General features: G+C 32.5%; 21 protein-coding genes. 14 read left to right on the forward strand and 7 right to left on the reverse strand.

The genetic code is table 4. The features are described from left to right. Window positions 1-126: 126 nt before the first annotated feature. On the forward strand, window positions 127-810 hold the full coding sequence (locus tag T416_RS0100560) for a class I SAM-dependent methyltransferase (protein WP_245600627.1): 684 nt from the start codon (window positions 127-129) through the stop codon (window positions 808-810). A 745-nt stretch (window positions 811-1,555) separates the two neighbouring features. After that, complete coding sequence (locus T416_RS0100570) at window positions 1,556-2,962, forward strand: YitT family protein (protein WP_051675845.1); 1,407 nt, start codon at window positions 1,556-1,558, stop codon at window positions 2,960-2,962. A gap of 56 nt (window positions 2,963-3,018) precedes the next feature. Here T416_RS0100570 and T416_RS0100575 read toward each other — a convergent pair whose 3' ends face one another. The 6 genes from T416_RS0100575 to trpS form a co-directional block, all read right to left on the reverse strand. Beyond that, a complete protein-coding gene (locus T416_RS0100575; protein WP_031488897.1) occupies window positions 3,019-3,600 on the reverse strand; it encodes a hypothetical protein in 582 nt (193 codons plus the stop codon). A 250-nt stretch (window positions 3,601-3,850) separates the two neighbouring features. After that, on the reverse strand, window positions 3,851-4,870 hold the full coding sequence (locus T416_RS0100580) for an iron ABC transporter permease (RefSeq protein WP_051675846.1): 1,020 nt from the start codon (window positions 4,868-4,870) through the stop codon (window positions 3,851-3,853). Next, window positions 4,860-5,939, reverse strand: a complete 1,080-nt coding sequence (locus T416_RS0100585) for an iron ABC transporter permease (protein WP_051675848.1) — start codon at window positions 5,937-5,939, stop codon at window positions 4,860-4,862. The genes T416_RS0100580 and T416_RS0100585 overlap by 11 nt, the downstream gene beginning before the upstream one ends. A gap of 5 nt (window positions 5,940-5,944) precedes the next feature. After that, a complete protein-coding gene (locus T416_RS0100590; protein ID WP_051675850.1) occupies window positions 5,945-7,441 on the reverse strand; it encodes a Vmc-like lipoprotein signal peptide domain-containing protein in 1,497 nt (498 codons plus the stop codon). A gap of 230 nt (window positions 7,442-7,671) precedes the next feature. After that, window positions 7,672-8,565 carry a Cof-type HAD-IIB family hydrolase gene (locus T416_RS0100595; protein ID WP_031488901.1) on the reverse strand — a complete coding sequence of 298 codons (894 nt, stop codon included), beginning with the start codon at window positions 8,563-8,565 and terminating at the stop codon, window positions 7,672-7,674. Window positions 8,566-8,613: 48 nt separating this feature from the next. Beyond that, window positions 8,614-9,615, reverse strand: coding sequence for a tryptophan--tRNA ligase (gene trpS, locus T416_RS0100600; RefSeq protein WP_031488902.1), 1,002 nt, complete (start codon window positions 9,613-9,615; stop codon window positions 8,614-8,616). A gap of 86 nt (window positions 9,616-9,701) precedes the next feature. On the opposite strand from trpS, the gene T416_RS0100605 reads away from it, so the two are divergent. The 4 genes from T416_RS0100605 to T416_RS0100620 are packed head-to-tail and all read left to right on the forward strand — an operon-like array spanning window position 9,702 to window position 11,519. After that, window positions 9,702-10,094, forward strand: a complete 393-nt coding sequence (locus T416_RS0100605) for a Spx/MgsR family RNA polymerase-binding regulatory protein (RefSeq protein WP_031488903.1) — start codon at window positions 9,702-9,704, stop codon at window positions 10,092-10,094. A gap of 1 nt (window position 10,095) precedes the next feature. Then, on the forward strand, window positions 10,096-10,872 hold the full coding sequence (locus T416_RS0100610; RefSeq protein ID WP_031488904.1) for an NAD(+)/NADH kinase: 777 nt from the start codon (window positions 10,096-10,098) through the stop codon (window positions 10,870-10,872). 26 nt (window positions 10,873-10,898) lie between these two features. Beyond that, a complete protein-coding gene (locus T416_RS0100615) occupies window positions 10,899-11,267 on the forward strand; it encodes a PTS sugar transporter subunit IIB (RefSeq protein ID WP_031488905.1) in 369 nt (122 codons plus the stop codon). A gap of 30 nt (window positions 11,268-11,297) precedes the next feature. Further along, complete coding sequence (locus T416_RS0100620; protein WP_031488906.1) at window positions 11,298-11,519, forward strand: hypothetical protein; 222 nt, start codon at window positions 11,298-11,300, stop codon at window positions 11,517-11,519. A 1-nt stretch (window position 11,520) separates the two neighbouring features. Here T416_RS0100620 and T416_RS0100625 read toward each other — a convergent pair whose 3' ends face one another. Continuing rightward, entirely contained in the window at window positions 11,521-12,000 is a 480-nt protein-coding gene (locus T416_RS0100625; RefSeq protein WP_031488907.1) for a 23S rRNA (pseudouridine(1915)-N(3))-methyltransferase RlmH, read from the reverse strand. A 53-nt stretch (window positions 12,001-12,053) separates the two neighbouring features. Between T416_RS0100625 and T416_RS0100630 the strand changes: the two genes are divergently transcribed. The 8 genes from T416_RS0100630 to rpoC all read left to right on the forward strand — a co-directional run bounded on the left by T416_RS0100630 (window position 12,054) and on the right by rpoC (window position 26,829). Continuing rightward, a complete protein-coding gene (locus T416_RS0100630) occupies window positions 12,054-12,770 on the forward strand; it encodes a triose-phosphate isomerase (RefSeq protein ID WP_031488908.1) in 717 nt (238 codons plus the stop codon). Window positions 12,771-12,772: 2 nt separating this feature from the next. Next, window positions 12,773-14,266, forward strand: a complete 1,494-nt coding sequence (gene gpmI, locus T416_RS0100635) for a 2,3-bisphosphoglycerate-independent phosphoglycerate mutase (RefSeq protein ID WP_031488909.1) — start codon at window positions 12,773-12,775, stop codon at window positions 14,264-14,266. Between the two features lies 1 nt (window position 14,267). Then, window positions 14,268-15,113, forward strand: coding sequence for a hypothetical protein (locus T416_RS0100640; protein ID WP_031488910.1), 846 nt, complete (start codon window positions 14,268-14,270; stop codon window positions 15,111-15,113). 35 nt (window positions 15,114-15,148) lie between these two features. After that, the gene (gene eno, locus T416_RS0100645) at window positions 15,149-16,450 is read left to right on the forward strand and encodes a phosphopyruvate hydratase (protein WP_031488911.1); all 1,302 of its coding nucleotides are present in this window, start codon (window positions 15,149-15,151) and stop codon (window positions 16,448-16,450) included. Beyond that, window positions 16,437-17,414, forward strand: a complete 978-nt coding sequence (locus T416_RS0100650; RefSeq protein WP_031488912.1) for a 6-phosphofructokinase — start codon at window positions 16,437-16,439, stop codon at window positions 17,412-17,414. Before eno ends, T416_RS0100650 begins: the two co-directional genes overlap by 14 nt. Further along, on the forward strand, window positions 17,390-18,484 hold the full coding sequence (pyk, locus tag T416_RS0100655; protein WP_051675853.1) for a pyruvate kinase: 1,095 nt from the start codon (window positions 17,390-17,392) through the stop codon (window positions 18,482-18,484). Before T416_RS0100650 ends, pyk begins: the two co-directional genes overlap by 25 nt. Before the next feature lie 125 nt (window positions 18,485-18,609). Next, window positions 18,610-22,899: a DNA-directed RNA polymerase subunit beta gene (rpoB, locus tag T416_RS0100660; RefSeq protein ID WP_031488914.1), complete on the forward strand. Its 4,290-nt coding sequence runs from the start codon at window positions 18,610-18,612 to the stop codon at window positions 22,897-22,899. Between the two features lie 18 nt (window positions 22,900-22,917). After that, the gene (gene rpoC, locus T416_RS0100665) at window positions 22,918-26,829 is read left to right on the forward strand and encodes a DNA-directed RNA polymerase subunit beta' (RefSeq protein ID WP_031488915.1); all 3,912 of its coding nucleotides are present in this window, start codon (window positions 22,918-22,920) and stop codon (window positions 26,827-26,829) included. Window positions 26,830-26,833 lie beyond the last annotated feature (4 nt).

The following is a 26,833-nucleotide window of genomic DNA, read 5'->3' on the forward strand; positions in this document are numbered from 1 at the left end:
TTTATCTCAGTCTACAGAAAGCACTCCTAGAGCGGTTCTGGTATTTTTTGAAAAATTTTTTAGAACTTTTATAAATTTATTTTTAAAAACTTTTATATATTAAAATTAATTAAAATGGTAATAAATGTGAATAATAAAAAAATAAAAAAGGTTTCTGTATCAGATTTAAAAATTACCAATAAGGGTTTGCATCTGTATTTAAACGAAAAAGAATTAACAAGTAAAGCTATTCGTTCTAATGATATTACTAAAGCCTTTCGCTATGCTAATGATGATGAATGATATACAACATATGAAGATGTTGATTTTTTTATAAAACAAGCAAAAATACCAAAAGATAAAGTAATTTGATGCCCTTTTGATTTAGAAACTTCGAATTTTGTTAGAGCCTTTAGATTTCACGGTTATAGGGTTATTTTTTCACATATTCTTTACGAACAGGATTTTTATAATTTTATTCCTAATGAACACTTTGATATCATTATTTCCAATCCTCCTTTTAGAAATAAACACAAATTACTTGAACGAATATTAGAATTTGGTAGCGATGTACAATGAGCATTAATTTTTGGTATCCAAGCCCTAAATAGTGAAAAATTTTGTGATATGTTACAAAAATTTAAAAGAGTACAATATGTGCATCTGAAAAGGAGAATGTGCTTCACAAAAGACCATTTGAACTATGATGTCCTTAATTTACAGCGGCCTAGTTTTGCATCGATGTGGATTTGTAATAATCTTTTTAAATCAAAGGACATTCATGTTTGAGAAGGGGTAAACTACAAAAAGGATAATAAAGAATATACATAATAATGATTGATGTTTATGTTTCATGCTTGATAAAAATAACAAATTGCGGTCAAGAAATATTTTTTAGCTCAAACATTTCCTTCAGCATTTACGATTGCTAATAATCTAGGTTACCAACTAGTAGTTTCTCTAAATCCAATATTAAATAATTTTTTTGATTCATATCATCCAACAGCGAGTAGTGTTGTCACCTCCATCGTTTAAATGAAAATGTTTGGTGGAATTTTCAAACATACCTTAAATATTGATAATAGCTTAAACTCAAATTTACAACTTATCGACTATTTGTTGAGAAAGAAAAAGACAGAAAAAGGTACCCAAAAAATGATTCAAATTATGTTAAGAAAATTAATGGTAATCAAATAAATATCTACGCCACCTTTTCAGGGACTAAATCTGGTGCTACATTTTTAATGTGTTCCGTATTTAAAAAAATGTTGAATCTTTGAAATATTTCTAAAGTAAACATAATTTGCTATGAGAAGAATGTTAGTAAGAAATTGGCTAGTAGAATTAATGAACTTAAAGAAACGAGTTTTAATAAAGAACACTTAAATTGAATTGGAGTTAGCGATTATACTTTTAAAAATCATTAATTAAAAAGATTTAACTACCTAAAATTTAAAATCTTTGATTAATTTTTAAAACATTAATTCTAAAATAAACTATTAATTTTTTATAATCTAATATAGTAATAACCTTTGGTTATACTATTTTGTTATATATTTAGAAAAATAGACAAAGTATGGAAGAAAATCACACTGAACAAAAGGATAATGGTTTAGGCATAATAAGACCTAAAAAACAAGAGACAATTGTTTTAACCGAAAAAATTAAATTTAAAGCAGGGATCCTGAAATTTGCTAATTTTTATGCGACAAAAAATATTGCTTTGACATATTTAATTGTGATTGGTTTTAGTCTTTTTACTGGTTTGATTGGTCTTGTTTTTGTTCAAAATACAGGTATTTATTCACCAGGGATTACCGGTTTATCACAAGGAGTTGCTCGTTTAACTCAAACTCTTCTTATTCAAGCTGGATATAGTGCTCAAGTTAGTAAAACAACATATGATGTGCTCTTCTGGTTGTTGGTCATTTTAATTAATGTTCCACTTGTCATTTTTAGTTACTTTAAGATAGGAAAGCATTTTGCCCTTCTTACTCTTGTTTTTTTAATAGGTTCTCAGATTTTTGGCCTTATTCTTGCTTTAATTCCAGGAAGTGATCACATTAATATTTTCGGGGATAACCGAATTACTTACCCAGATATTGATAATTTCTTTACGAACAACATTCTAAACACGGTAGTGAAGAAGGATACCCTTAATTTTGATTCAATTGCTGATGAAAACATTAAGACAACATTCCTTGAATTTGTTGATAAGAATCCAGATGCGAAGGTGCTCGACCTTTTCAGAATTGCGAACAACCATAATGAAGCTTATCAAAATGCTCTTTATGAACTTGCCAAGCCGCTTTATAAATATCACCAGTTAATAGTGAATAAGGTTCAAATTCTTCCGTGAACGGATAGTGATCAAGCCACAAAAATACCAAGTCTTTTTGTTTACTCTATTGTTTTCTCGATTTTTGATGGAATCTTCATTAGTGTTGTTTATATCGTTGGAGGATCATCAGGTGGGACTGATGTTGCCAGTTTTTATTATTCAAAGAAGTATGGTAAACCAATTGGAAGTATTCTTACGTACTTTAATGTAGCGACCTTAATTCTTGGTATAATTCTTGGTTCTTTTATTCCCGCTGGTCTTTCTGACCATAAGTTCTTTGATGCTCAACTTTTCTTCTCCCCTAATTTTGTAGCTTCTATTTTAAGTTCAATTATTCTTGGTGTAGTATTAAATATTTACTTTCCACAAAATAAGACATTGAAGGTTCAACTATATACTACTAAATTGAACGAAGTGATTGAAAACCTACGAAACCACGATTATAACAATTCGATTACGATTTCGACAAGCGGTCAAAGCTGTGCTCTTAAGACAACTTCTCTTGAGACCATTTCACCATATGTTGAATTCCCAAGTCTTCTTCGATTAATCAGGGAAGTCGACCCTGATGGTCTGTTAATTATTTATCCGATTCTTCAAATTGACGGAACAATGGTAGTAAGAAAGAGTAAATTAGCATAAAAAAAGATGATAAAAAAAATTCAAGTTTCTGCTTGAATTTTTAATTGCATTTTCACCTACTTAATTATGTTTAATGCCGGCTTCATTGTGACTTTGTTGTTTATCATATACAACTTAAGAGAGACTAGAGGGATATATATTAGTAAAGGAACAATAAAGAAGAAGTAAAGGACGAAGGAAAACGGTACACTTCTCTCTTCTCCCAGATCTTTGATGACGAAGAAAAGGTTAATTAACATTCCTAAAGTACAGATGACAAAGATAGCAAGATAAGAAATTAATTGGTTTTTCATCTTGTTATTATCTTTATTTAAATACAATATTTTCCCGTTAACATCAAAAGGAAAGAATAGTAAATAAACCTTGGTTCCATTTTGTCTTAAGATTGTTAATCGAGTAATGTAAATAATTACCATACTAAAGATAATGGAAGCATAATGACCACTAAAGTAATCACCATACTTAAGGTAATATAGGAATGGGTGAGGTTGATTATTATTGGCTAAAGAGTGATTATAGTAGCTAGCATAAAGGTAATAGAATAAAATAAAAAAGAAAAATAATATGAAACCTATATCGAAGATAATGTTCGCTGCTGATAGTGTCTTGTTTACTTTTTTTGATAAATTATTAAACATAAATTTTAGTTTCGTCTTCTCCTTGTAATATTTCATTTATTTTTTTACCATTATAAGAATAATTTTTATATTTAAAATGTTCGTATAATATTACGATTTTTTAACCCTTTTTTGTGTTCTTTATATTAAAAAAATCTACTTTTTTCATTCAATAAGTGTCCATTTTTTTGGGGAAATAATAACTTTGTATAATTAGTTAAAAAGAAAAAGTAAACAAAAAATTCAGGCCAAAACCTGAATTTATAATATTTTATCCTTTAATAACCTGGTAAATGAAGTATGGACCGATGATTAATGGAACTAAGGTACCGAACGACTCTGGATCAATACTTAACATATTAACGGCAATGAAGTATGTTAAAAGGGTTGAAATAGCACCAAAGAAACCTGAATTAAAGATTCCAAAACCCATATTATTATTTCGTTTTCGCATTGCTACATTTCCAGCAAGTAATCCGACATAAACAAAATCACCAGAAAGTGCATAACTTGCCCCTACCATTATCCCGATACATACCATCGCAAGAGCGATATGAAGATTAACTTTAACTCCAAGTTGTTTTGCGATTTGTTGATTAATGGTAATTAATTGCAAGTTATAACTTGAGAAAGCAAGGAAAATTAAACAAACAACAATAAAACCAAGACTAACATAAATGGTTACATTGCTTTTGATAATTGCTCCCCCATGGATATAAGCTTCAATATACGGAGTTGCAGCATAGTCAAGAAATGATTTAATCGACTGACCAACAGCAATTAGGAAGAATGAAAGAATAACCCCAAACATCAAAAGTTTTTTAAAGTTAAAAACCCCACGACTTTTTGCTGAAAGATAGTAAATTAGAGTAAGACCAAGACTAACCGGGATGAAGATTCACTGAGTAATTGCGGATAACTTTTCTGTTTCAGATGGTTCATTAAAATTAACATAAAGTCCGATACAACAAAAGACGAGTAAGTTTATAGCACCAATCCCCATAATGCTGACATCGGCAAACCGGTTTTTACTTAGTCGTTGTATGATATACGAACTAGTTCCTAATGCCATCCCGCTCATTAGCAGTTGTATTACAACCTTGTAAGTTTGTATTGCATTTTGACTGAAGTTTGTAAAAGCCTTACCTTCGACAATTGTCACCCCAAAAATAAGACAAATAAGACACCCGATTGCAAGGATAAAGAACAACATTGTCGTCAAAGGACGATACTTGATTGGAATAAATCACTTTTTTTTAATTTGTGTTTTTAGTTCAATATTACTCAACATGTTTTGCGAACCTCTTTGAACTAAAAATATAGAAGAACACTGGCATAGCAAGGATAGAACTTAGGAAGTTAATATCATATGCTGGTTGGAATCGTCCTAATCATTTTGATGTTGAGACGAAGAATCATGATACAAAGAATGATAGGAATAAGTTTTGTCAAATAGATCCCCTAGGATTAATAATCCGTGCTATATGTGGTGCGACTAAGCCAATAAGGGTTACAACGCCGACAAGGATGATAGATGAAACCGTTGAAATTACGGCAAAAATTGCGGTCATTCAAAAGACTAAATTAATCTTAATTCCGAGAGTCTTTGCAAGAAGGATATCTTTACTCATAATTTGGTAATATGGTGACATCGCAAGAACAGCAATAGCCGAACATAGGATTAAAGGCGTTGTATAGTATAAGTCTTGAATCACAGGACGACCAGAAAGTGGGTTACCAACAAAGTTAGCGATGTTTGCATTACGTAATTCATTAACATAATTTTTTAGTAGGAAGTTTACCCCGGTAATCATCCCTCCGATAGCAAAACCAACTAGAATTGGTTTAAAACCAGCTTCAAAAATTTTACCTTTAATCATAAAGAAATTAATAACGATTAAGGAACCTGCGAATACAACACCAAGAACGATTGGAAGAGAAAATTCAGCACCAGTTGCGAGACTACTTACCGCTAGACCAAGAATTGCCGCGGGTAAGTATCCTAAAGTTGTTGGGCCGGAAAGGGGGTTTCGTGAAACTATCTGCATTGAGAATCCAGCGAATGAGAGAGCAATACCGGAAAGTATAACCCCGACCGGTTCAAGAACAATTGCACTAAGTGCAGAATCACGTCCTCTTTCTATTTGATCCACTTTTCGCTGGATTGCTTCAAGGGAAATACCAAGTTCTTTGTCATAAAAGAAATAAAGGAGAAAAAACATAGAAGCATGAAGACCAACGACCACAAGAATGAATGATTGGTACATTAGTCTTCTTTTTTTCTTTTTTTCAAAGTTTAAATCTATTATTTTTTCATTGTTATCGTTGTTCTTTTCGAGCTTTTTTTGATAACTAAACATAAAAATTATAGTTTCTTAGCTTCTTCTTTTGCTTCCATTGCCATCTTGTCAGTTGCATCTTTAAGTTCGTCTGCTAACTTTTTAAATGACTTAACATAAGGTGTGCTAGCATCATCTTTGAATTTTTGTATTGTATTAGCTTTCTTGTCATAAAGTTCAAAAGTTCATGGAGATCTCGTTCTACCTGTGTCACCACGTTCTGTTTCGACCTTTGCAATAATTGACTTTTGTTCAAAGTGTTTAGCGAATGAACGACCAATATGGCTTGAGTTAGCCGCAAGGGCATAAATTCCTAATGAACCAGCCTTAGTTGGGTCAGTAAGTGTTGCTGAGTCAACAAATTGTGTTTTTGACTTATCAACATATTCTTCAAGGAAACCAGCAATTTCTTTATGAGTTGTACCTTTATCATCGTTATAAGATGAAATATCTGGTTGAACTCCAAGAGCAATCAAGTGGTCTCATAAACTATAGAAGTGAGTTGCTAGTTTTTGCTTTTCAGCAGGAGCTTTTGATGATCTTATATAATTAATTTCATCCTTTGTAGGAATTTTTCATTCAAGTTGAATAGCGTTAAGCTCAGCATCAGTTACACCAAGGAACTTAGCGATTTGTTTAGTTAAGTGAACTGTACCGATTAAACCTCAAATTGCAGCATAACCGTGTTGGAAGTCAGAAACAAATACACGGGAATTGTTAATTTTGTTCTTAGCATATTGTTCTCATTCAGCCTTAGTTTCCCCAGCTTTAATTTTGTTACTATCATAGTTAAAAATTAAATAATCAGCTGTTCCAGCATATGAGTCGTGTAGGGTTCCGTAGAAAGAAGGTTGAGCTCCTTTTCCACCACCATAGTTAGCTTGTGCTCCAATTCCGTATCAAACATCGATAAACTTGTCAGTGGTTTTATTTACTGGTTTAGGGAATCTTAAACCAAAGCCAGGTACTTCATCGGTTGGTTGACCATAAATAACCGGGAATAATGAAGGTTGTTGGAAAAAGAATTCTTTTAGAGCTAAATCATTATTTTTTGTTGAAATATCTTTGTATGCAACTTCTGCATAAAGAAGAGTAGTGTTATCATCTCTTAATTTTTTAATTTTAGGTAGATTAGCAACAGCTTTAACATACTTCTTAACCTTAGCAATTGCATCTAAAGCATATTCTTCATAAGAAGCAAAATTCTTACCTTGGCTATTTTTTCTATCCTTCAATCCTGATTCACTGAATTTATAACCAGCATTATCAAGACTTCTAGCTAGATAAAGAGCTGCTTTGTAAGGGTCAGTCATTGAGTTAGCAACAAGAGTACCTTTATCGTTTTCACTTAATTCGTAGTCGCTACCTTTTGATGGGTTTTGCTTAGCTTGAATACTTGGTGTAAGTATGTCATTAATTTCAACAATTCCTTTATGTTGTTGACTTCCACCGTTATTTGGTCGACATGCCACAGCAACAGAAGCGATTGCTCCACCAATTGCTAGTGCTCCAAAAGTGAGCATTAAGGCTTTTCTTATTTGAGTTTTTTTTCATTTTACAATCCTTTACAATATTTATATTTATTTAACGATATAAATAAGTAATATATGTTCTATATATAAAAACATAGATTTATATATCAATATTATTTAAACATAAAAAAAATTTGGTACAGTTTATTACTATCTAAAAAAGCAAAAAAATCATCAAACAGTTTTTATTTGATGATTTTTTATGATGAAACAAAACCTTACTATTTAATGCAATTACGTTCGTAAATTTCCTTTAAAACATAATCTAATTCTCAAATTACACCATTTTCCTGGTTAGTGTGTTTCGTGATATGACGAGCCATTAGTTTAGCACTTCTTGTACCGTTTTTCATTGCGAAACCATAACCAGCTTGATTTAACATAGTTAAATCATTTTCACCGTCACCAAAGGAAATACAACGATCAAGAGGAATACCGTAATATGACGAAAGATAACGCATGGCCATTGCTTTATCAGCGAAAGCGGAATTAATTTCAATAACTTCAACGGTATCAGCACTTGATGTTGATCAACTTCTCACAGCGAGAGTCGGAGCTATTTGCTTGATGTGGTAAACCATAGTGTCAAACAATGATTTTGAATCGACATTTAGCAATAATGCATTAACATCGTCTTTGATATTTTCAATCTTATTTTCAAGATTGTGTGATAAGTTTCCACCTTCTTCCATTTTAACATGGAAAATATCACGGAATGACTTTCAAATAACAGGGTCCATATGGTCATTTAGAAGTCTCGCTTCATTGTTTGCTTCAACAACCGCATTAGAGATATTTTTTGAGATATAAGGGTCACACAAAATAGCCTTAACAATATTTTTACTAAAAGGCATGTTAATTGGTGTAAAGTTAATATCAGTTGGATTTGAGATATAAGCACCATTGTAATTGGCCATTAATGTTTTAAGTCCAAGCTGTTCATAAACATGAAGAGCACCACGGATTGGTCTTCCTGTTACGATACAAAAAATGTGGCCATCTTCAACTAGTTTTTTTACTCCCTGAATTGTTTTTTCACTCAATTTACCTTCGGAATCTAATAGAGTACCATCTAAATCACAGGTAATTAGAAATTTATTAAATCGTGTATTCATTTTTCCTCCTGCAAACTTTATATAGTTTATATATTATATAGAATACCATTAATTAAATTTCATATTTTTCATCACCAAATCAATTGTCGAGTTAGCAACATCATTTGCTTTGAGAGTTCCACGACTAATTACCTCATCGAGAACACTTGATGACATTAGTTCAGCAACTTTTTCGTTAATTGAAGACAACTTATTAATAACTAAATCGGCAACATCCTTTTTAAATTCACCATAACTCTTACCCTCATATTTTTTTTCTACATCTGTTATTGAGTTAGATGAAAGTGCCACAAAAATGTTGATTAAATTAGTAACGCCTGGTTGTTTTTCAGGGTCATACTTAACATTATTTAAACTATCTGTTTTAGCTGACATAATTTTTTTTCTGATAGTACTCTCATCATCAGTAAGAAAAATTGTCCCTTTTGTATTAGAAGCGGATTTTGACATCTTATTTAATGGGTTTTGTAAATCCATAATCCGCGAACCATATTTTGGTATAAATGGAGTTGGCATAGTAAAGGTTACTTCGTACCGTTGATTAAAACGGGAAGCTAAGTTACGTGTTAATTCAAGATGTTGTTTTTGGTCGCTCCCTACAGGAATTAAGTCAGCATTAAAAATTAAAATATCCGCAGCCATTAGGGTTGGATAAGTTAGAAGTCCAGTAGGAATCATCTTTGTGTTGTTAGACATATTCTTTAAATTTTGAATCTTATCCTTATATTGTGTCATACGTTCTAACTCTCCTAAGGTTGACATACACAAAAGGATATGCGATAAAAGCGGAATTGCTTCCACCTTACTTTGATAGAAGAAGTTAACCTTATTTAAATCAAGTCCACAAGCGATATATGTTGCTATGATTTTTTTCTTTTTTGTAATAAAATCAGTGTTATCAAAAAGATTTGTCGTAAGAGCATGGAGGTCTGCTACAAAAAGAAACATCTCATATTCATCTTGAAGTAAGACGAGCGGGAGAATGGCTCCTAGGTAGTTACCGAGTGTTAAGTTATTTGTTGGTTGAATACCAGATAGAATACGCTTCATATTTCCTCGAAAAAATTTTAAAAAATTTAATATATTTTATTACTTTTAACGATAAAATAACATTGGAAGAAAATATAGGAACTTTAATGATATATGTACTTTACTCGCAAAACTGTACTGCATCTAAGAAAATCGTTGCTTTTTTTAGAAGGAATCAAATTAGGTTTAACAAAATTTTGCTTGGTATAGATCATGTCAGCAGAAGTATGATACTTGACATTTTGCTCTTATGTGACAACGGTTTTGAAAACATTTTTTCATTAAAAACAGCAATTGCGAAAGAAATGAATATTACAAAGGAAAAACTTAATAACTTCACTACTAATGAAGCGATTAATTTACTTTCTACTCATTCTAATCTATTTAAAAGTCCTATCACTATTCAATACGACCAATTTCAAAGACCATATCGACTATTAGTTGGTTATAATTCACAAGATGTAGAAATTTTTCTTCGAGATAAGGAAGATATTCGTTAAAATGAGCAAAACTCTTAAATACAACATTCACTGTTGCAATAACATCTGCACCTCACTGATTGAAAAACTGAAGGATAAACTAAACTCAGGTAAGGACTCATTATTTATTTACGATGAAGAAGAGTTTGAATATCTCTTTGTTCTTGGAGGAGACGGAACAATTCTCTTTAACCTTGATAGGTATAAGGAAACAGATATTAAAATTATTGGTATTAATTATGGGAGACTAGGTTTTTATAGTTTTTTCGATAGTATTGATGATCTTGACATAAATTTAATCCTAGAACCGTCATCGTATAAGCATTTAGATGTTTTGGAAGTTAAGGTTGATAACGAAACATATTTTTCATTTAATGAAATATATGTTGAAAACCACACAGTTTTTCAACATCATTTATATTTAGATAACGAATTCTTTTTTTCCTCACATAGTAGTTCTTATTATGTTTCAACAGTTACAGGTTCTACTGGAAAAAATTTATCAATCGGTGGGCCAATGCTCTTTAATGTAGAAAATCTTTTTATTTTTAAAAATGTTTTTAGTGTTAATAACAATGTTTATCGAACTTTTGACCAACCGATTGTTTTTGATAAAAAAAACAGTTTAATTATCAAAAACGATGACAATTTAGCGAATATAGTAATTGATGGTAGACTTGTTTTAAAAAATAAAAAAATTTCAACCATCAAGATTGAATTATCTAAATCAAAAATCTTTTTAATGTTTAATTTGAAAAAACAAAAACTAATTAACAAAATAACTAGGTCGTATTTATAATTATATGTAGATTTGAAAGGGTAGTTATGAAGAAGAATTGAAAGATCATTTTGTTGTATATATTTACTTTTGGGATAGCCTATTTCGTTCTTCGAGCGAAGGCGAAAAAAAGAGCAAAGATGCACAATGAGCAACTTTCAATCACTGAAAAGCTACCATTTGATATTAATGATTTTTATTCTTATGTCGGAATGAAGGATAATATCCTTGATGTGGATGCAACCATTAATACCCTAAAACTGCAAGTCAAAGACAAAGAATTAATTAATAAAGATAACTTAAAAAAACTAGGAGTTAAAGGCATCTTATCAAATGGCCAGCAGATTTCATTGGTCATTGGTGATTTTAGCCTTAAATTAAAAGAAATAATTAAAAAAGATATTTTTAATGTATAGTTATATGGTTAACTTGAGAGGTTCACAAATATGTTAATTAAACCACAGAAGCAAGACGAAAAAATATATAGGATTAAGGAAATCACTGATGATTTTATCATCCTTGAAAACTCAGTCGGTGATGTTAAAAAGATTGAACCCGTTGAATTCGTTTTGCATGAAATTGAACCAGTGGTCGATCACTATATTCATTTAATTAAGTTTGATTCACACGGTGGTTCTGTATTTGAAGAATATAATCAAGAAGATTAAACTATTTGTGATATTTAATGTTTTTAGTAATCGTTATAGCTCGATAAATTTGTTCGAGTAGCATTACAAGAAAGAAGTTATGTGGGAAGGTCATTGGACTAAAACTAAGTTTTACGTGAGCGATTTCTTTGATGGTTTTTGACAGTCCATGAGAACCACCAATGATAAAAACAATATTTTTATGGCCACCGATGTTAATTTCTTCGATTTTTTGACTAAACATGACACTGTCAAATAATTCGCCTTCAATACACATACTAAAGATAAAATCGGTCTTAGGATTGATTTTATTTTTTATTTCATTTCCTTCATCCATTAAGATTCTTTCAAGTTCCCCCTGGCTATCGTTTTTCGGATCATTATGGTCTTTTAGAAAAATGATTTCAATTTTGCTATAAGGGAGAATTCTACAAAGGTATTCATTAATCAATTCTTTAAGATGGTTATTTTTGACACTACCAACCGCAATGATTTTTATCATATTTAAAATTCTTCAAATGTATAATTAATACTAAATAATTATAGGGATAATGTATGCGGTATTTTATAGCAAATTTTAAAATGTATAGTACAAGAGAAATGTTGCTTTCGTTTCTTGAAAAGGTAGATGTTAAAAAAAATGACGACCTATTTGTTGGGATAGCAATTGGGGATGTTTATCTGCAACACTATCGAAAACTTTTTAAAGAAAAAGGTTTCGAAGTGCTTGGACAAAATGTCCATTATGAAGAAAATGGTGCTTTTACTGGCAATATTAGTGTGCTACAGTTAAAAGATATTGGAGTTAAATATGCGCTAATTGGTCATAGTGAGACTCGAGTTTACATCGGTCAGGATGAGGTTAATGAAAGAACAAGAAGAGCACTTAAATACGGAATGAGAACAGTTCTTTGTATTGGTGAACCACTTGAAACTTATGAAGGAATGAAGTCAGAAGCTTATTTAAAAAATCAACTAAGTATGATTAAAACCTTTGATCATCTTGATCATTTGATAATTGCTTACGAGCCAATCTATGCTATTGGGAAGAAAATTGCTTCAAGTGAACATATTGAAAAAATGATTCATATGATAAAAAGCCACCTTAAGGAGGAAACAGGTTTTAATATCCCTGTTGTTTATGGTGGTTCTGTTAGTCCGAATAACATTGCTAATGTGTTAAATATTAAGGGCATTGATGGTGTACTTGTTGGTAAAGCTTCAATTGATCCGGTTTCATTTAATGAAATTATGAGTCAATTTGGTAAGTAGGTATGAAACGAAAAAAAATAGGTTTAGTGATACTAGATGGATATGGAATTGGTGAAGCAAATGAACACAATGCCATTTACCAGAATGATCATTTTATAAAAGAATTGTTATCTAAATATCCGCATAATACAATTCATGCTAGTGGAAGGTATATGGGGTTACATGATAACCAATTTGGTAATTCAGAAATTGGTCATCTTACGATTGGTGCAGGGACAATTATTCTTAATGATGAGAAACAAATTAACAGTTTTATTGATGATCAAAACTATCGTAACCCGCTCCTAGACACGATTAAAAATGATTATGTCCATATTGTTGGTCTTTATTCAACAGGAAAAGTGCATGCTAGTCATGACCATATTAAGTGATTAATTAGTCAACTTTATAAACGAAATAAAAAGACAATTTTGCATATTCTTACTGACGGTCGAGATTCTTATAAACATGAATTTCATAAATTTATTGATGAGATAACAAATTTTTGTTCTAAACATAATGCAGTCATTAAATCGCTAGGTGGACGTTATTTCGGAATGGATCGTGACCAAAGATGAGAAAGAACTTCGCAAGCTTTTAATGTGATGTTTTTTAATGAAAATACAACTAATAAAACCTTAGAAGAGATTTTTAATGAAGCTCACAGTAAAAATATTTCGGATGAGTTTATTGAACCTGTTTCCTTTCCTACTGAGTTTGATTTTGCATTAAAAGAAAATGACACAGTAATCATTGCAAACTACCGTGCTGACCGAATGATGCAGATGTGTCATCTTCTTAAACATAGTGATTATTTTCAATATCGTCATAATAAATATATTGAAAATATTAACCTATTTACCATGGTTGAATTTCCGGGAATTAATTCATCGTCGTTATTTAAAAAACAGATTATAAATGAAACGCTCGGTGATGTTTTAAAGCAAAACAATCTTCGTCAAGCGAGAATAGCTGAAACAGAAAAATATGCTCATGTTTCTTATTTTTTTGATGGTGGAATTGATAAAAAATACCCTTCAAAAACCCAAATACTTGTCCCTTCGAAAAAGATCAAAACCTACGATTTAGATCCTACAATGTCAGCTTCCTTGATAACTAAAGTAGCGATTGATTTTTATCATCAATACGATGTTTTTATTATTAACTATGCGAATGCTGATATGGTCGGTCACACAGGGAACCTTGAAAAAACGAAGGAATCGATTAAACACCTTGATAGTGAAATTAAAAAACTTTACGACTATTTTAGTAATAACAACGGAATTCTTTTTATTACCGCTGATCACGGAAATGCGGATTGTATGGTTGATGAATATAAACAAGTTATAACTTCACACACAAATAGTAAAGTTTTGTTTGTCATTACCGATAATAAGGTAAAATTAAAAGATAATGTCAATTATTCTCTTGCGAATGTCGCTCCGACTATTTTAGATTATCTTGGTATTGATCAACCTTTATTGATGAAAGAAAGTATGTTAGAAAAAAATAGGTAATATGAACAAAGAATTTAAAATGTACTTTACTACCCTTTTCTTAACGATGTTTTTTGGATTGCTCGTTTTCTCTTGATTGTTTGTAGGAGCGATTGCGAAACCATCGGGTATTGAATTTAATCCTAATATCAAAGATTATAGTTCAAGTGTCACCTTAAACTTTGATTATCATTATTCCGTTTTTGATAATGGATACATCAAAACTTGAACATCGTTAAGTCCTAATGGAATACTAGTTAGCGTCTTTTTTAGTATCGCTATTTTTTTCTATTTTTTCAATATGGTTCTAATTGGGAAACTAAACTTAGGACGTGGTAGCATTGCTTGAATAGTGCTTACAACAATGTTAATGTCTACCATAGTTTATCTTTTTGGAATTAATATGCATATTTCAAATGTAAATGAGATAATTGCTAATTCTTTCTATAATAATTATCGCAACCTGGTTATTAGTAACCCAGCGTTAAGTATTGATGAGAAAAATCAAATGCTGATGAATTTTATGATTTATTACAACATCACTCCGATTGAAGATTTACACACAAACCTACTAAATATTAATAGTTTCACAATAGCTAGCGATAATCTTTCAATCAGTCCTTCGTTTATTTATCATAGTGTTGGTTATACCAATCAAAGTCTTATTTATTTTACAATTACAATAGGAAGTATCATTCTAATGATTTCCTTTATTTTTTATTTAATTGTCGCTATTCAGCTAATCAATGCTTTAGTCAAAGAACCGGTTAAACAAGTTGACGAACTACCGAAAAAACGGAGTCGAAAACCAATGATTGTCGCTCCTGACCCTTCGCTTGAACAAGTGTTCGTTGATCTTGATCTTTAATCTTTATTTCTTTTTATACAGATGGATGTTTCTTTATGCAAATTAAAAACATGTTTTCCCTTATGGTCTTAGATTCTCGTGGTAATCCTACTTTGATGACCAAAATTATTCTTAGTAATGGTGAAAAAGTAAGTGCTATTGTTCCCTCAGGTGCTAGTACAGGTAAGAAAGAAGCACTAGAACTAAGAGATGGAGATAAGAAAAAATTTAAGGGTAAAAGTGTTTTTAATGCAATTCAAAATGTCAACGACATCATCGCCCCTGTTTTTATAGGTGAAGAACTTGACGATTTTACTAGACTTGATAGGAAACTACTCCTATTAGATGAAACAAAAAATAAAAGCAACCTAGGAGCAAATGCTATTCTTTCAGTTAGCATCGCACTACTCAAAGCGGTTGCTCTTACCAAGAAAATGGAAATTTATGATTACATAAAAAAAGAGTTAATGGGTGACAAGACAGATCTTTACCATGCTCCGATTCCGATGCTTAACTTAATTAATGGTGGAGCTCATGCGAATAATTCGCTTGACTTTCAGGAATTTATGATTGTCCCCCAAAAAGCAAGTTCTTTTTTTCAAGCAATAAAGATTAGTGCTGAAATTTTTTATGAACTAGAAGCTTTTATTAAGCAAAAAAAATTGAGCACTTCAAAAGGAGATGAAGGTGGTTTCGCCCCCGATTTACCTTCAATTGAAGAAGCACTTAAATTACTAACAAGAGCAATTAAAAAAGCAAAATATACTCCCGATTCAACCGAAGGAGTTGGTATTGCAATCGATGTTGCTGCTAACGAACTTTCTGATAATTCAATTTATATTTTTAAAAAAGCAATTAGTAACAACTCGAATTTTAGTCAATTAACTTATACATCAGAAGAACTCCTTCAATACTATAAGGAATTAATTGAGTTATTTCCTATTGTTAGTATTGAAGATGGTTTTGCGGAGAACGATCTTCAAGGATTTGCCCAGTTTAATAAAGAGTGCTCGATTATGAACGTTGGAGATGATCTTTATTGTACGAATCTTCATTATTTAAAAGAATATAGTAAGATGAATCTTACTAATGCTATCCTTATCAAACCCAATCAAATCGGTTCAATCACAGAAACAATTGAAACAATTAAGTTCGCCCAATCAAAAAAGATGAAAATTATTGTTTCACATCGTTCTGGTGACACTGAAGATACTTTTATTGCCGATCTTAGTATTGGGGTTTCTGCTGACTATATTAAAACCGGTTCACTATCGCGTAGTGAACGGGTTTCGAAATATAACCGTATCCTTGAAATTGAAAATGAGTTAAAGGATAAATTAATTTATGGGAAAAATTAATGCATTAATTATTACTTCCGGTGGGGATAGTCCGGGAATGAATAAACTTATTAAAGAGACAAGTTTGAATTTAATTCATTATGGTAGAGTCAACAAAAAGGAAGTTAAAATTTTCTTTGGATATCGCGGTTATCTTGGACTTTTTCAGGATGACATAAAAGAAGTCGAACCAGAAAACATTTTTTTTATCGACGAAAATGCTTCTGGATCGGTTATTAAGAGTGCTCGCTTTGTTGATCTTGGCAACAATATTGAGACTAAAACAATTATTAAAAATCTGAAAGAAAAAGGAATTAATTTATTAGTGGTTATTGGTGGCGATGGTTCAATGGCAGGACTTAATGAGTTGCACCAAAAAAGCAAAATTACATCAATCGGTATTTTAGCTTCAATTGATAATGATTTCAAATATAGTTACACGGTCGGAGCAGATTCGGCGACAATTTCGAATATTCTAAATACTAATGCCCTAATTAAAAGTGCTAGAACACATGATGCTATTCAATTTATAGAATATATGGGTCGTAATAGTAACTGATTAACAAGAGAAAGTCTTAAAACTTTCAAACCACTTTTAATTCTCGACAACACAAATAGAGAATTAGACACAATAGAAATAATGGATTTAATATTTGAACGAATGAAAGATAAAACGTCGAATTACGATCCTATTGTTGGGGTACAAGAAAAAGTTTTTAGTGCTGGTCTCTTTGAAAATCTTAAGGGTGTTATTGAAGAACATCCGCTCTACCGTTTTCGTTATATTAATCTTTCTTATTTACAACGTGGTGCTAATATCTCTATTAGTGATCAGAAAATTATAAAGCAAATCACTTCGTTTCTTAACTCTCAATTAAAGACTATTTTATTTAATCATGAGATGAATGTGATTTGTTATGATAAAGAAAAAGATGTAGTTGAGGTTAAAAAAACTTTAAAATGAAAAAAAAGACTAAAATCATAGCAACAACAGGTCCGGCTATCCTTGGAGCACTTCAATCGATTGACGAATTTAATCATTTACCGTCAAATGAAAAACAAAAATTGATTACATCATTAATTGATCTTGTCAATCATGGTGTTAATGTTTTTCGTGTTAATCTTTCACACAACAACGAACCCTACTACCGACTTGTTAAGTACCTTGTAGTCATACTTAAAAATGATTATCATTTGAATGTTGATATTATGTTTGATACCAAGGGACCTGAGATTAGAGTTTCATTTTTAACCGCTCCTAGAGCGGTTGCTATGAACGAAGAGATTGTTCTATACACAAAACAGAGAAATGTGATGGATGGACAAATCTTTCTTACTGATGGGTCAGGCACATACAATATGGCATCCGATGTCGATAAGAATGATACTATTTTAGTTGATGATGGAAAACTAATGCTTAAGGTGATTAGTAAAGATGTTGATTTAGGTGAAATTAAATGTATCGCTTTAAATACTCACACAATCAGAAACAACAAAAGAATCAATTTACCTCACAAAAATTATTCCCTACCTTTTCTCTCAAAGAAAGATAAGGATGATCTTCGATTAGCTTACGAATTGGGAATAAATTTAATTGCCATTTCCTTTATTAGTAACCAAAACGAAATAAAGGATTTAATAAACGAAATTAAACAAATTGATTCTAATTGAAAACCAACATTGATTGCGAAGATTGAAACTAGCGAAGCGATTCGTAATTTAACAGCAATTGTACATCACTTTGACATGGTAATGGTCGCACGAGGAGACCTTTCGCTTGAAACTAATTTTTTTATGGTACCTTTCCTGCAAGATATTATTGTAAAAAAATGTAAAGAAATGGGTAAACCAGTTATTATTGCTACACAATTGCTAGATAGTTTAGAGAAAAACATTCTTCCAACAAGGGCTGAGGTTACCGACGTTTTTTATGCGATTAAAAGCAATGCAGAATATTTAATGCTTTCTGGCGAAACAGCCGCCGGTTTTAATCCACTTAATGCGGTTGATAAGCTAAGCGAAATCATCGCTTTCTATGAACCAAAATCGTTTTAAATCTATCGGTTTAGTAGTTTACTTTTACTGATTATTTTGCTATTATTAATAGTTACTATATATTTTGATATAAATCCCTTAATCGGGTATTTTGTCATTTATAAAGATGTTTGAGGTAAAAATAGATGCAAACGAACCGACACTATCGTTTAAAACAAATCGCTAGACGTGTTTTACGTCGTGATTTTTCAAAGATCGAAAATTCTTTTGAAGGACCAAATTTACTAGAACTACAAGTACACTCTTTTGCTCGTTTCATTAAGAAGGACTTAAAAGAAGTGGTTAGCTCGATTTTTCCAATGAAGTCTCCACAAGGGAAGTATAGTCTTAATTTTAAGGGAATTAAAATTAAAGAGCCAATCCGTAGTGAAGATGAATGTCGTGATGAAACAAAAACTTACGAAACACCAATTTATGTTGATCTTGAACTGGTAGATAATCATACTGGTGAAGTGAAACGTGCTGTTAAAAATTCTAAGTCTGGGGAAGATGGTATTTACCTTGGTGCGATTCCTCGAATGACTCAAAAAGGGACATTCATAATTAATGGGATTGAAAAATTTGTAATTTCTCAAATTGTAAGATCACCCGGGATTTATGTCCTTGGGAAAGCGAATATTAAACTAAACGGTTCTCGAAAACGTCTTTATGAAGGGAGAATTTGTGAAATTTTCCCTGCTAAAGGTACTTTGATGTTAGGACATTGTCCAAAAGATAAAAACTACATTCAATTTGTAGCACGTGATGCTTCTGGGGATAATGCTCAGGTCTTTAGTGCAACTACTATCCTTAAAGCTTTTGGTATAAGTAATAATGAAATTTTAAATATTTTCAAGGATGAGGTTGAAATTCAAAATTCCTTAACTTGAGAAAACTACAACAGAGAAAACATCTTTGCAGCATCGGTTGATTCTGATATTTTAGCTAAAATTCTTGTTGATGTAACAGACCTATACGATAAACTTTTCCACATTGGCCAATACTTCAATAATAAAGAAGAATACATGTGAAATGGTTCTCCTTTACTGGCTCACATAAAGGGTCTTGTCTATGATTATGTAGCTAAAAAAGAAGAACTTGAAAGCCTTCTTCATATGAACCAAGATGTAGAGGATGCGGCTTTTAAAAAAGCAAATAAAAAACTTTATGACGAAATTAACGACATCCTTGATGAAATTATTACCGAAAAAGCTGCTAAAGAAGTAGTAGAGCAACTTTCAATCAATATCAAAAACATTGAAACTCTTAAAAATATTTCTAATATTTCTTACCAATATGCGCTTCAAAACCATTTCTTTAACAAGCGTTCATATGATATTTCTTCTGCTGGACGTTATAAGTTTGATAAGAAACTTTTTGTCACATCTAGATTATTCCAAAAAGTAATTTCAGAAGACATCCTTAATAAAAAGGGTGAAATCATTGTTGCGAAGGATACCTTAATTACTAAAGATCACATAAGATTGATTAAAGATTATGGTAAAGAGAACGACATCAAATGAGCTTCAAGAATCAAATTAACAAAATCTTCACTGCGTGATGATGTTGACCAGTATCTTGATATTGAATCAATATCTGTTTATAAGGATAATGATGACCGTACTGATACAACTAGAATCGTCGGTATTGCTCCTGGTTGTAAACTTGAACATTTAACTGTCGCTGACCTTGTTGCTACAGTTAGTTATATTTACAACCTTAACTATGGTATTGGTGATTTTGATGACATTGACCATATAGGTAATAAGCGTCTAAAATTAATTCACGAACTTCTTCGTGCTCGAGTTGCGACTAGTATGAGTCGTATCGAAAAGTTTATTGCTGAAAAACTTGCAATTTCAGACGGTTCTTCAAACAATATCACAAACACCAATGATAAAAATATTGACCCTGAACTTGATAGAGAACTTGAAGAAAGTGATTTAACTGAAGAAGAAAAGAAAAAGAAAATCAGTGTTAAGTCGGTTATTAACACAAAGCAATTCCAAGCATTAATTAAAGATTTCTTCAACAGTCACCAATTAATACAATTTATTGACCAACAAAATCCGCTTGCAGAATTAACTAACAAGCGACGGATTTCAGCAATGGGACCTGGTGGGATTTCACGTGAAGACCCAAACCTTGATATTCGTGACGTTCACCACTCACACTATTCAAGAATCTGTCCGATTGAAACTCCTGAAGGGATGAACATCGGGTTAATTATGTCGCTAGCTTCGCTTGCGAAAATTGATGAAAATGGATTTATTGTTGCTCCTTACTATGTTGTTAAAGATGGAATTGTAACTGACGAATTTGTTTATTTAACAGCTCACGAAGATGACAATTATATTATTTCCGAATCAACAGTTGAATTAGATGAAAACAACCGAATTAAGGGTGATTCTGTTATTTGTCGTTATCGTGGTTCGACAGGTCTTTTCAAACCATCTGAAGTTGATTTTATTGACATTGTTCCGCGCCAAGTAGTTTCAATTGCCGCTTCTTCAATTCCGTTCGTAGAAAATGATGATGGGGCTCGTGCTTTAATGGGTTCTAATATGCAACGTCAAGCTACACCGTTAATTCGACCATATGCTCCAATTGTTGCAACTGGTACTGAATTTAAGATTGCTCATGACTCTGGAATGGCCGTCACAGCTCGTGATAACGGTATTGTTACACATGTTGATGGTCGAAGTATTACAGTAGAATATGAAGATACAAAGAAACCAGAAAAAGTTAAGTTGGTTAAATATCGTAAATCAAACCAAGATACATGTAATAATCAAACCCCGATTGTTGATGTTAATGAACATGTTACTAAGGGTCAAACTTTAGCTGATGGTCCTGCGATGCAAAATGGGGAGTTAGCTCTTGGAAGAAATGTTCTTGTTGGTTATACAACATGACGTGGTTATAACTTTGAAGACGCCATTGTTATATCTGAACGACTAGTGACAAGTGATGTATTTACATCGATCCACATTGACGAACATGTTATTCAATGTATGAAAACAAAGAATGGTGATGAGGAAATTACTCGTGATGTACCAAACACTTCCGATAATTCACGTCGTTTCCTTGATCAAAATGGAATCGTAATTGTTGGGGCTGAAGTTCATGAGGGTGATGTTCTTGTTGGAAAAACAACTCCGCGTGGTAATGTTGACACTATTCCTGAGGATAAATTACTGCAAACTATTTTTGGTGATAAAGCAAAAACAGTCAAAGATAGTTCACTTAAAGTTAAACATGGTCAAGAAGGTATTGTTGCTGCTGTTAAACGAATTTCAAGCAAGGATGACAATGCGAGTGATTTACCTGATGATGTACTTGAAATTGTCAAAGTTTACATCGTTCAAAAACGTAAAATCCAAGTTGGAGATAAAATGGCGGGACGTCACGGGAACAAAGGGATTGTCTCAAAAGTTGTTCCAATACAAGACATGCCATTCCTAAAAGATGGGACACCGCTTGATATCCTTCTTAACCCATTAGGGGTTCCATCGCGGATGAATATTGGTCAAATTCTTGAGTTACACCTTGGTTATGCCGCTCATGAAATAGGAAAGAAGGAACTTGTCCGAGTTGCTCTTGAAGGTAAAGGATTTGAAGAATATGTAAACCTTTTTGGTCTGCACGAAAATATTGCATCACGTCTTTATAAAAAGATGACAGATCTTGTAAAGGAGAAAAATGCAACTAAAGTTGAAGACATCGACTTAATTGATAAGCTAATTATTCTTAACTCACTTGGTCTTTCGATGGATGATATTGCAATCAAGGTCGCATCTCCTGTATTTGATGGAGCTACTAAAGAGGATATTGTTAAGATGCTTGATGAAGCAGATATCGACACAAATGAAAAGCGTGCAAAACAAACTCTTTATGATGGTCGAACTGGTGAAGCATTTGATGGTCTTATCTCTGTTGGTGTTTCTTATATGCTAAAACTTGATCACATGGTTGATGATAAGATTCACTCCCGTAGTGTCGGACCTTATAGTAAGATTACACAACAACCACTTGGTGGTAAATCACAAAATGGTGGTCAAAGATTTGGAGAAATGGAAGTTTGAGCACTTGAAGCTTATGGTGCTGCTTATAACTTACTTGAAATCCTAACTATTAAGTCAGATGATGTTCAAGGACGAAACCAAGCTTATAATGCGATTATAAAGAAAAAAGACATCGTCGCAAACGGAATGCCTGAGTCGTTTAAATTATTAACAAAACAAATCCAAGGACTTGGATTGTGCTTGTCAGTTGAAACTCACGATGGTCAGGAAATTGATATTAATGACTACATTCTTCGTGACTATAAACAAAAAGAAGAGCTTGAAGAACAAGAAGAAATTAAACCAATTACTTATACTCAGGATTCTTATGTGATTACGAGTGATTACGATGATGACGAGGATAATTTCTAATAAAGGAGAACTTAGATTATGACAAATAAAAAAGGAATTAAGTCACTTAAACTAGGAATTGCCTCTCCTGAACAAATTTTAAGTTGATCACGTGGTGAGGTAACTAAACCAGAAACGATTAACTATAAATCATTTAAACCAGAACCAGACGGGTTATTTGATGAAAAAATCTTCGGTCCATCAAAGGACTATGAGTGTTACTGTGGTAAGTATAAAAAAGTAAAACACAAAGGCAAAATTTGTGAAAAATGTGGGGTTGAAATCACAGAATCAATTGTTCGTCGTGAACGAATGGGGCATATTGAATTAGCGAGTCCAGTTGCTCATATTTGATTTACCAAAGAACTACCCTCTCCTTCAAAAATTTCCTTACTGCTTGATATTACCTATAAAGAAGTTGATCAAGTTGTTTATTTCGTAAACTACATTGTTATGGATGAAGGGGACAACAAATACGATGGAAAACCTATCTTTAATAAGAAGGAAGTGTTAGACTTAACTTCTCAAAAAAATTCCATCAGATCTAGAAATAAGTTAAGACGTACATTAAGAAATATCCAAGAAAAAATCTCACTTGGTCTTTCAAATGAAGACTTAATGAACAACCGTGAATTCCGTCTTGCTGTCACTTATGACCAAATGTTAAAGGACTCAAATATTCCCTTTTCACTAAAAGATGTAATGGCTTTCATCTATCGACATACTGGTGTTCGTTTCGGGATTGGTGCTCAAGCCATCCGTGAGTTACTATCAACTCTTGATTTAGAACAGGAACTTGAAAAAATTAAAGAAGATATTAAAGCATCAAATAATGCAAATGATCAAAAAACACGAAAGTTACTGCGTCGTCTTGAGTGTGTAAGATGAATCAAAGATTCTGGATGCAAGCCAGAATGAATGATTATGACTCGAATCCCAATTACGCCAAGTGAAACACGTCCGATCATTCCACTTGATGGGGGTCGTTTTACAACAAGTGATACAAACACTTTCTATCGAAAAATTATCATTCGAAATGAACGTTTAAAATTAATGAAGCAAACCGATGCTCCTGAAATTTTACTTGACAATGAAAAACGTCTACTACAGGAAGCTGTTGACTCATTATTTGATAATAATGCAAGAAAGAAACCAGTTGTCGGTAAGGATAAACGTCCTCTTAAGTCATTAAGCAATCATTTAAAAGGGAAACAAGGTTTATTTCGTCAAAACTTACTTGGTAAGCGTGTTGACTATTCAGGACGTAGTGTAATTGTTGTTGGCCCGGAATTAAAGATGTATCAAGTGGGGATTCCTGCTTTAATGATTCTTAAATTATTCCGACCGTTTATTATTGCTGAGTTAATTACAAAGCATGATGATAACGGAAATGAAATTCAACCAATTTGTACAAATATTAAAGTTGCTGAACAAAAAATTATCGCTCAGGATAAAGATATATGACCAATTGTTGAAAAAGTAATTAAGGAACGTCCTGTTCTTTTAAACCGTGCTCCAACCCTTCACCGTCTTGGGATTCAAGCTTTTGAACCCAAGATGGTTGATGGAAAAGCAATTCGTCTGCACCCGCTTGTAACAACGGCATTTAACGCTGACTTCGACGGGGACCAAATGGCTGTTCACATCCCTCTTTCAAAAGAAGCTGTCGCTGAAGCTAGATCAATTCTTCTAGCTTCGTGACACATTCTTGGTCCAAAAGATGGTAAACCTATTATTACTCCTACACAAGATATGATTCTTGGTATTTACTATCTAACGAAAGAACATTTTCCAACTAAGATTGAGCAAATGATGAAGGATGAACCGGGTAAAGCAATGAATGAATTGTATGACCACCTTCATACTTTCCATAGTATTGATGAAGCAATTAACACTTATAAATTAAAAACAATTAAGATTAATGAAACAATCGGTATTGCGACAAAAGCTTTCCCAGGAAAACGTTTTCGTCGCGAGGGACTACTTATTACAACGGTTGGACGAATCATTTTCAACCAAGCTTTACCGGTTGACTTCCCTTACATAAATAGTGTTAAGAATTTAACCGATTTGAATGCTCATGAAATTATTGAATACGGAGCTGACTATCGAAGTTTCTTAAGTAGTTATCTAAAACGAGAACCATTAACTAAGAAAACATTAAGTAATGTTATTGATTTCTTATACCGAACATGTCCGATTGAAGTTGTTCCTGAAACAATGGATAAAATTAAAAGTCTTGGTTTTGAATACTCAATGATTTCAGCGACAAGTATTTCTGCTTTTGACATCCCGTCTTATGATAAAAAGTATGATTACTTTAAAGAAACAGACGAAAAAATTAATCTTTATAAAGAATTCTACCTTGATGGTAAATTAACCGATGATGAACGTTATACCAAGGTTGTTCGTACTTGAAGTGAAACGAAGGATCAAGTTACAAAGGACATTGAAGAGTTAATCGAAAGTCCTGAGTATCAGGATAATCCAATTGTTATTATGGCCAAGTCTGGTGCTCGTGGTAATACTTCAAACTTCACCCAACTTGCTGGAATGCGTGGTCTTATGTCGAAGTCATATAACTATGACCAAAAACATCAATCAAAAGTTATTAAAGACACCATCGAAATTCCAATTAAGCACTCATTTATTGAAGGATTAACAGTTTCTGAATATTTTAACTCTTCATTTGGTGCCCGTAAGGGGATGACCGATACTGCGATGAAGACCGCGAAGTCAGGATATATGACAAGAAAACTTGTTGATAGTACCCAAGCTGTTGTTATTCAAAATGATGATTGTGGAACAACTAAAGGAATTTGAGTACGGGAAATTCGAAACACAAAAGACAACACTGTCATTGAACCGTTGAAAGATCGTATCGTTGGACGTTTTGTGCTTGACGACATTTATGACTCAACAGGTAATAAGATTCTTTCACATGATAACATCGTTACAACAGAAGTTGCAAACCGGATTCAGAAACTTGCGATTCGCGAAGTTGAAGTTAGATCACCGCTTCACTGTCGAAGTAAGCGTGGTATTTGTCAAAAGTGTTTCGGACTTGATTTAAGTACAAATAAACTAATCGAAAAAGGGACAGCAATCGGAGTAATTGCTGCTCAATCTATCGGTGAACCAGGTACTCAACTTACGATGCGTACCTTCCACACTGGTGGGGTTGCAGGGGATACAAACATTACGCAAGGTTTCGAGAGAATTAAGCAATTGTTTGATTGTATCCAACCACAAGAAAATGAGAAAGCAATCATCTCACAAGTTAAAGGTGAGGTGACTAAAATTGAGAAATTACCTAACCATAACTTTGAAATTACCGTTGCTTATAATGACAACGAAGAAGTGGTTTACACTACAAAGCATAGTGCTGTTCTTCGAGTAAGAAAAGGAGACCAAGTTGAACCTGGTCAAAAGATTACCGAAGGTTCTATTGATGTCAATGAACTCCTTAAATGAGCTGGAATTGAGAAAGTTCGTCATTACATTATTAAGGAAGTGCAGAAAGTTTATCGTCTTCAGGGGATTGAAATTTCAGATAAGTATATCGAAGTGATTATTTCTCAATTAACAAATAAGGTGACAATTACATTTACTGGTGACTCACAACTATTTGTTGGTGAAACAATTAGTATAAATGATTTCATTGACATATCAGATAAATTGCTTTCAACAGGTAAACACCCACCAGTGGCCATTAATCAAGTATTTGGTCTTGATAATGCTCCAAGTAAGTCAGGTTCATTCCTTTCAGCTGCTTCATTCCAAGATACGAAGAAAACTTTGACCGATGCCGCTGCTCGTGGTCAACGAGATATGCTAATTGGATTAAAGGAAAATGTCATCCTTGGTAACTTAATCCCAGCTGGTACAGGTCTTAAAAAACCGAATGAAGTTCTTGCTCTTGGGGAAGAGATGTTTAATAAAGAATATTAACAAT

The sequence above is a fragment of the Ureaplasma canigenitalium ATCC 51252 genome, from assembly GCF_000712165.1.
In the GTDB taxonomy this organism is placed as follows: domain Bacteria; phylum Bacillota_I; class Bacilli_A; order Mycoplasmatales; family Mycoplasmoidaceae; genus Ureaplasma; species Ureaplasma canigenitalium.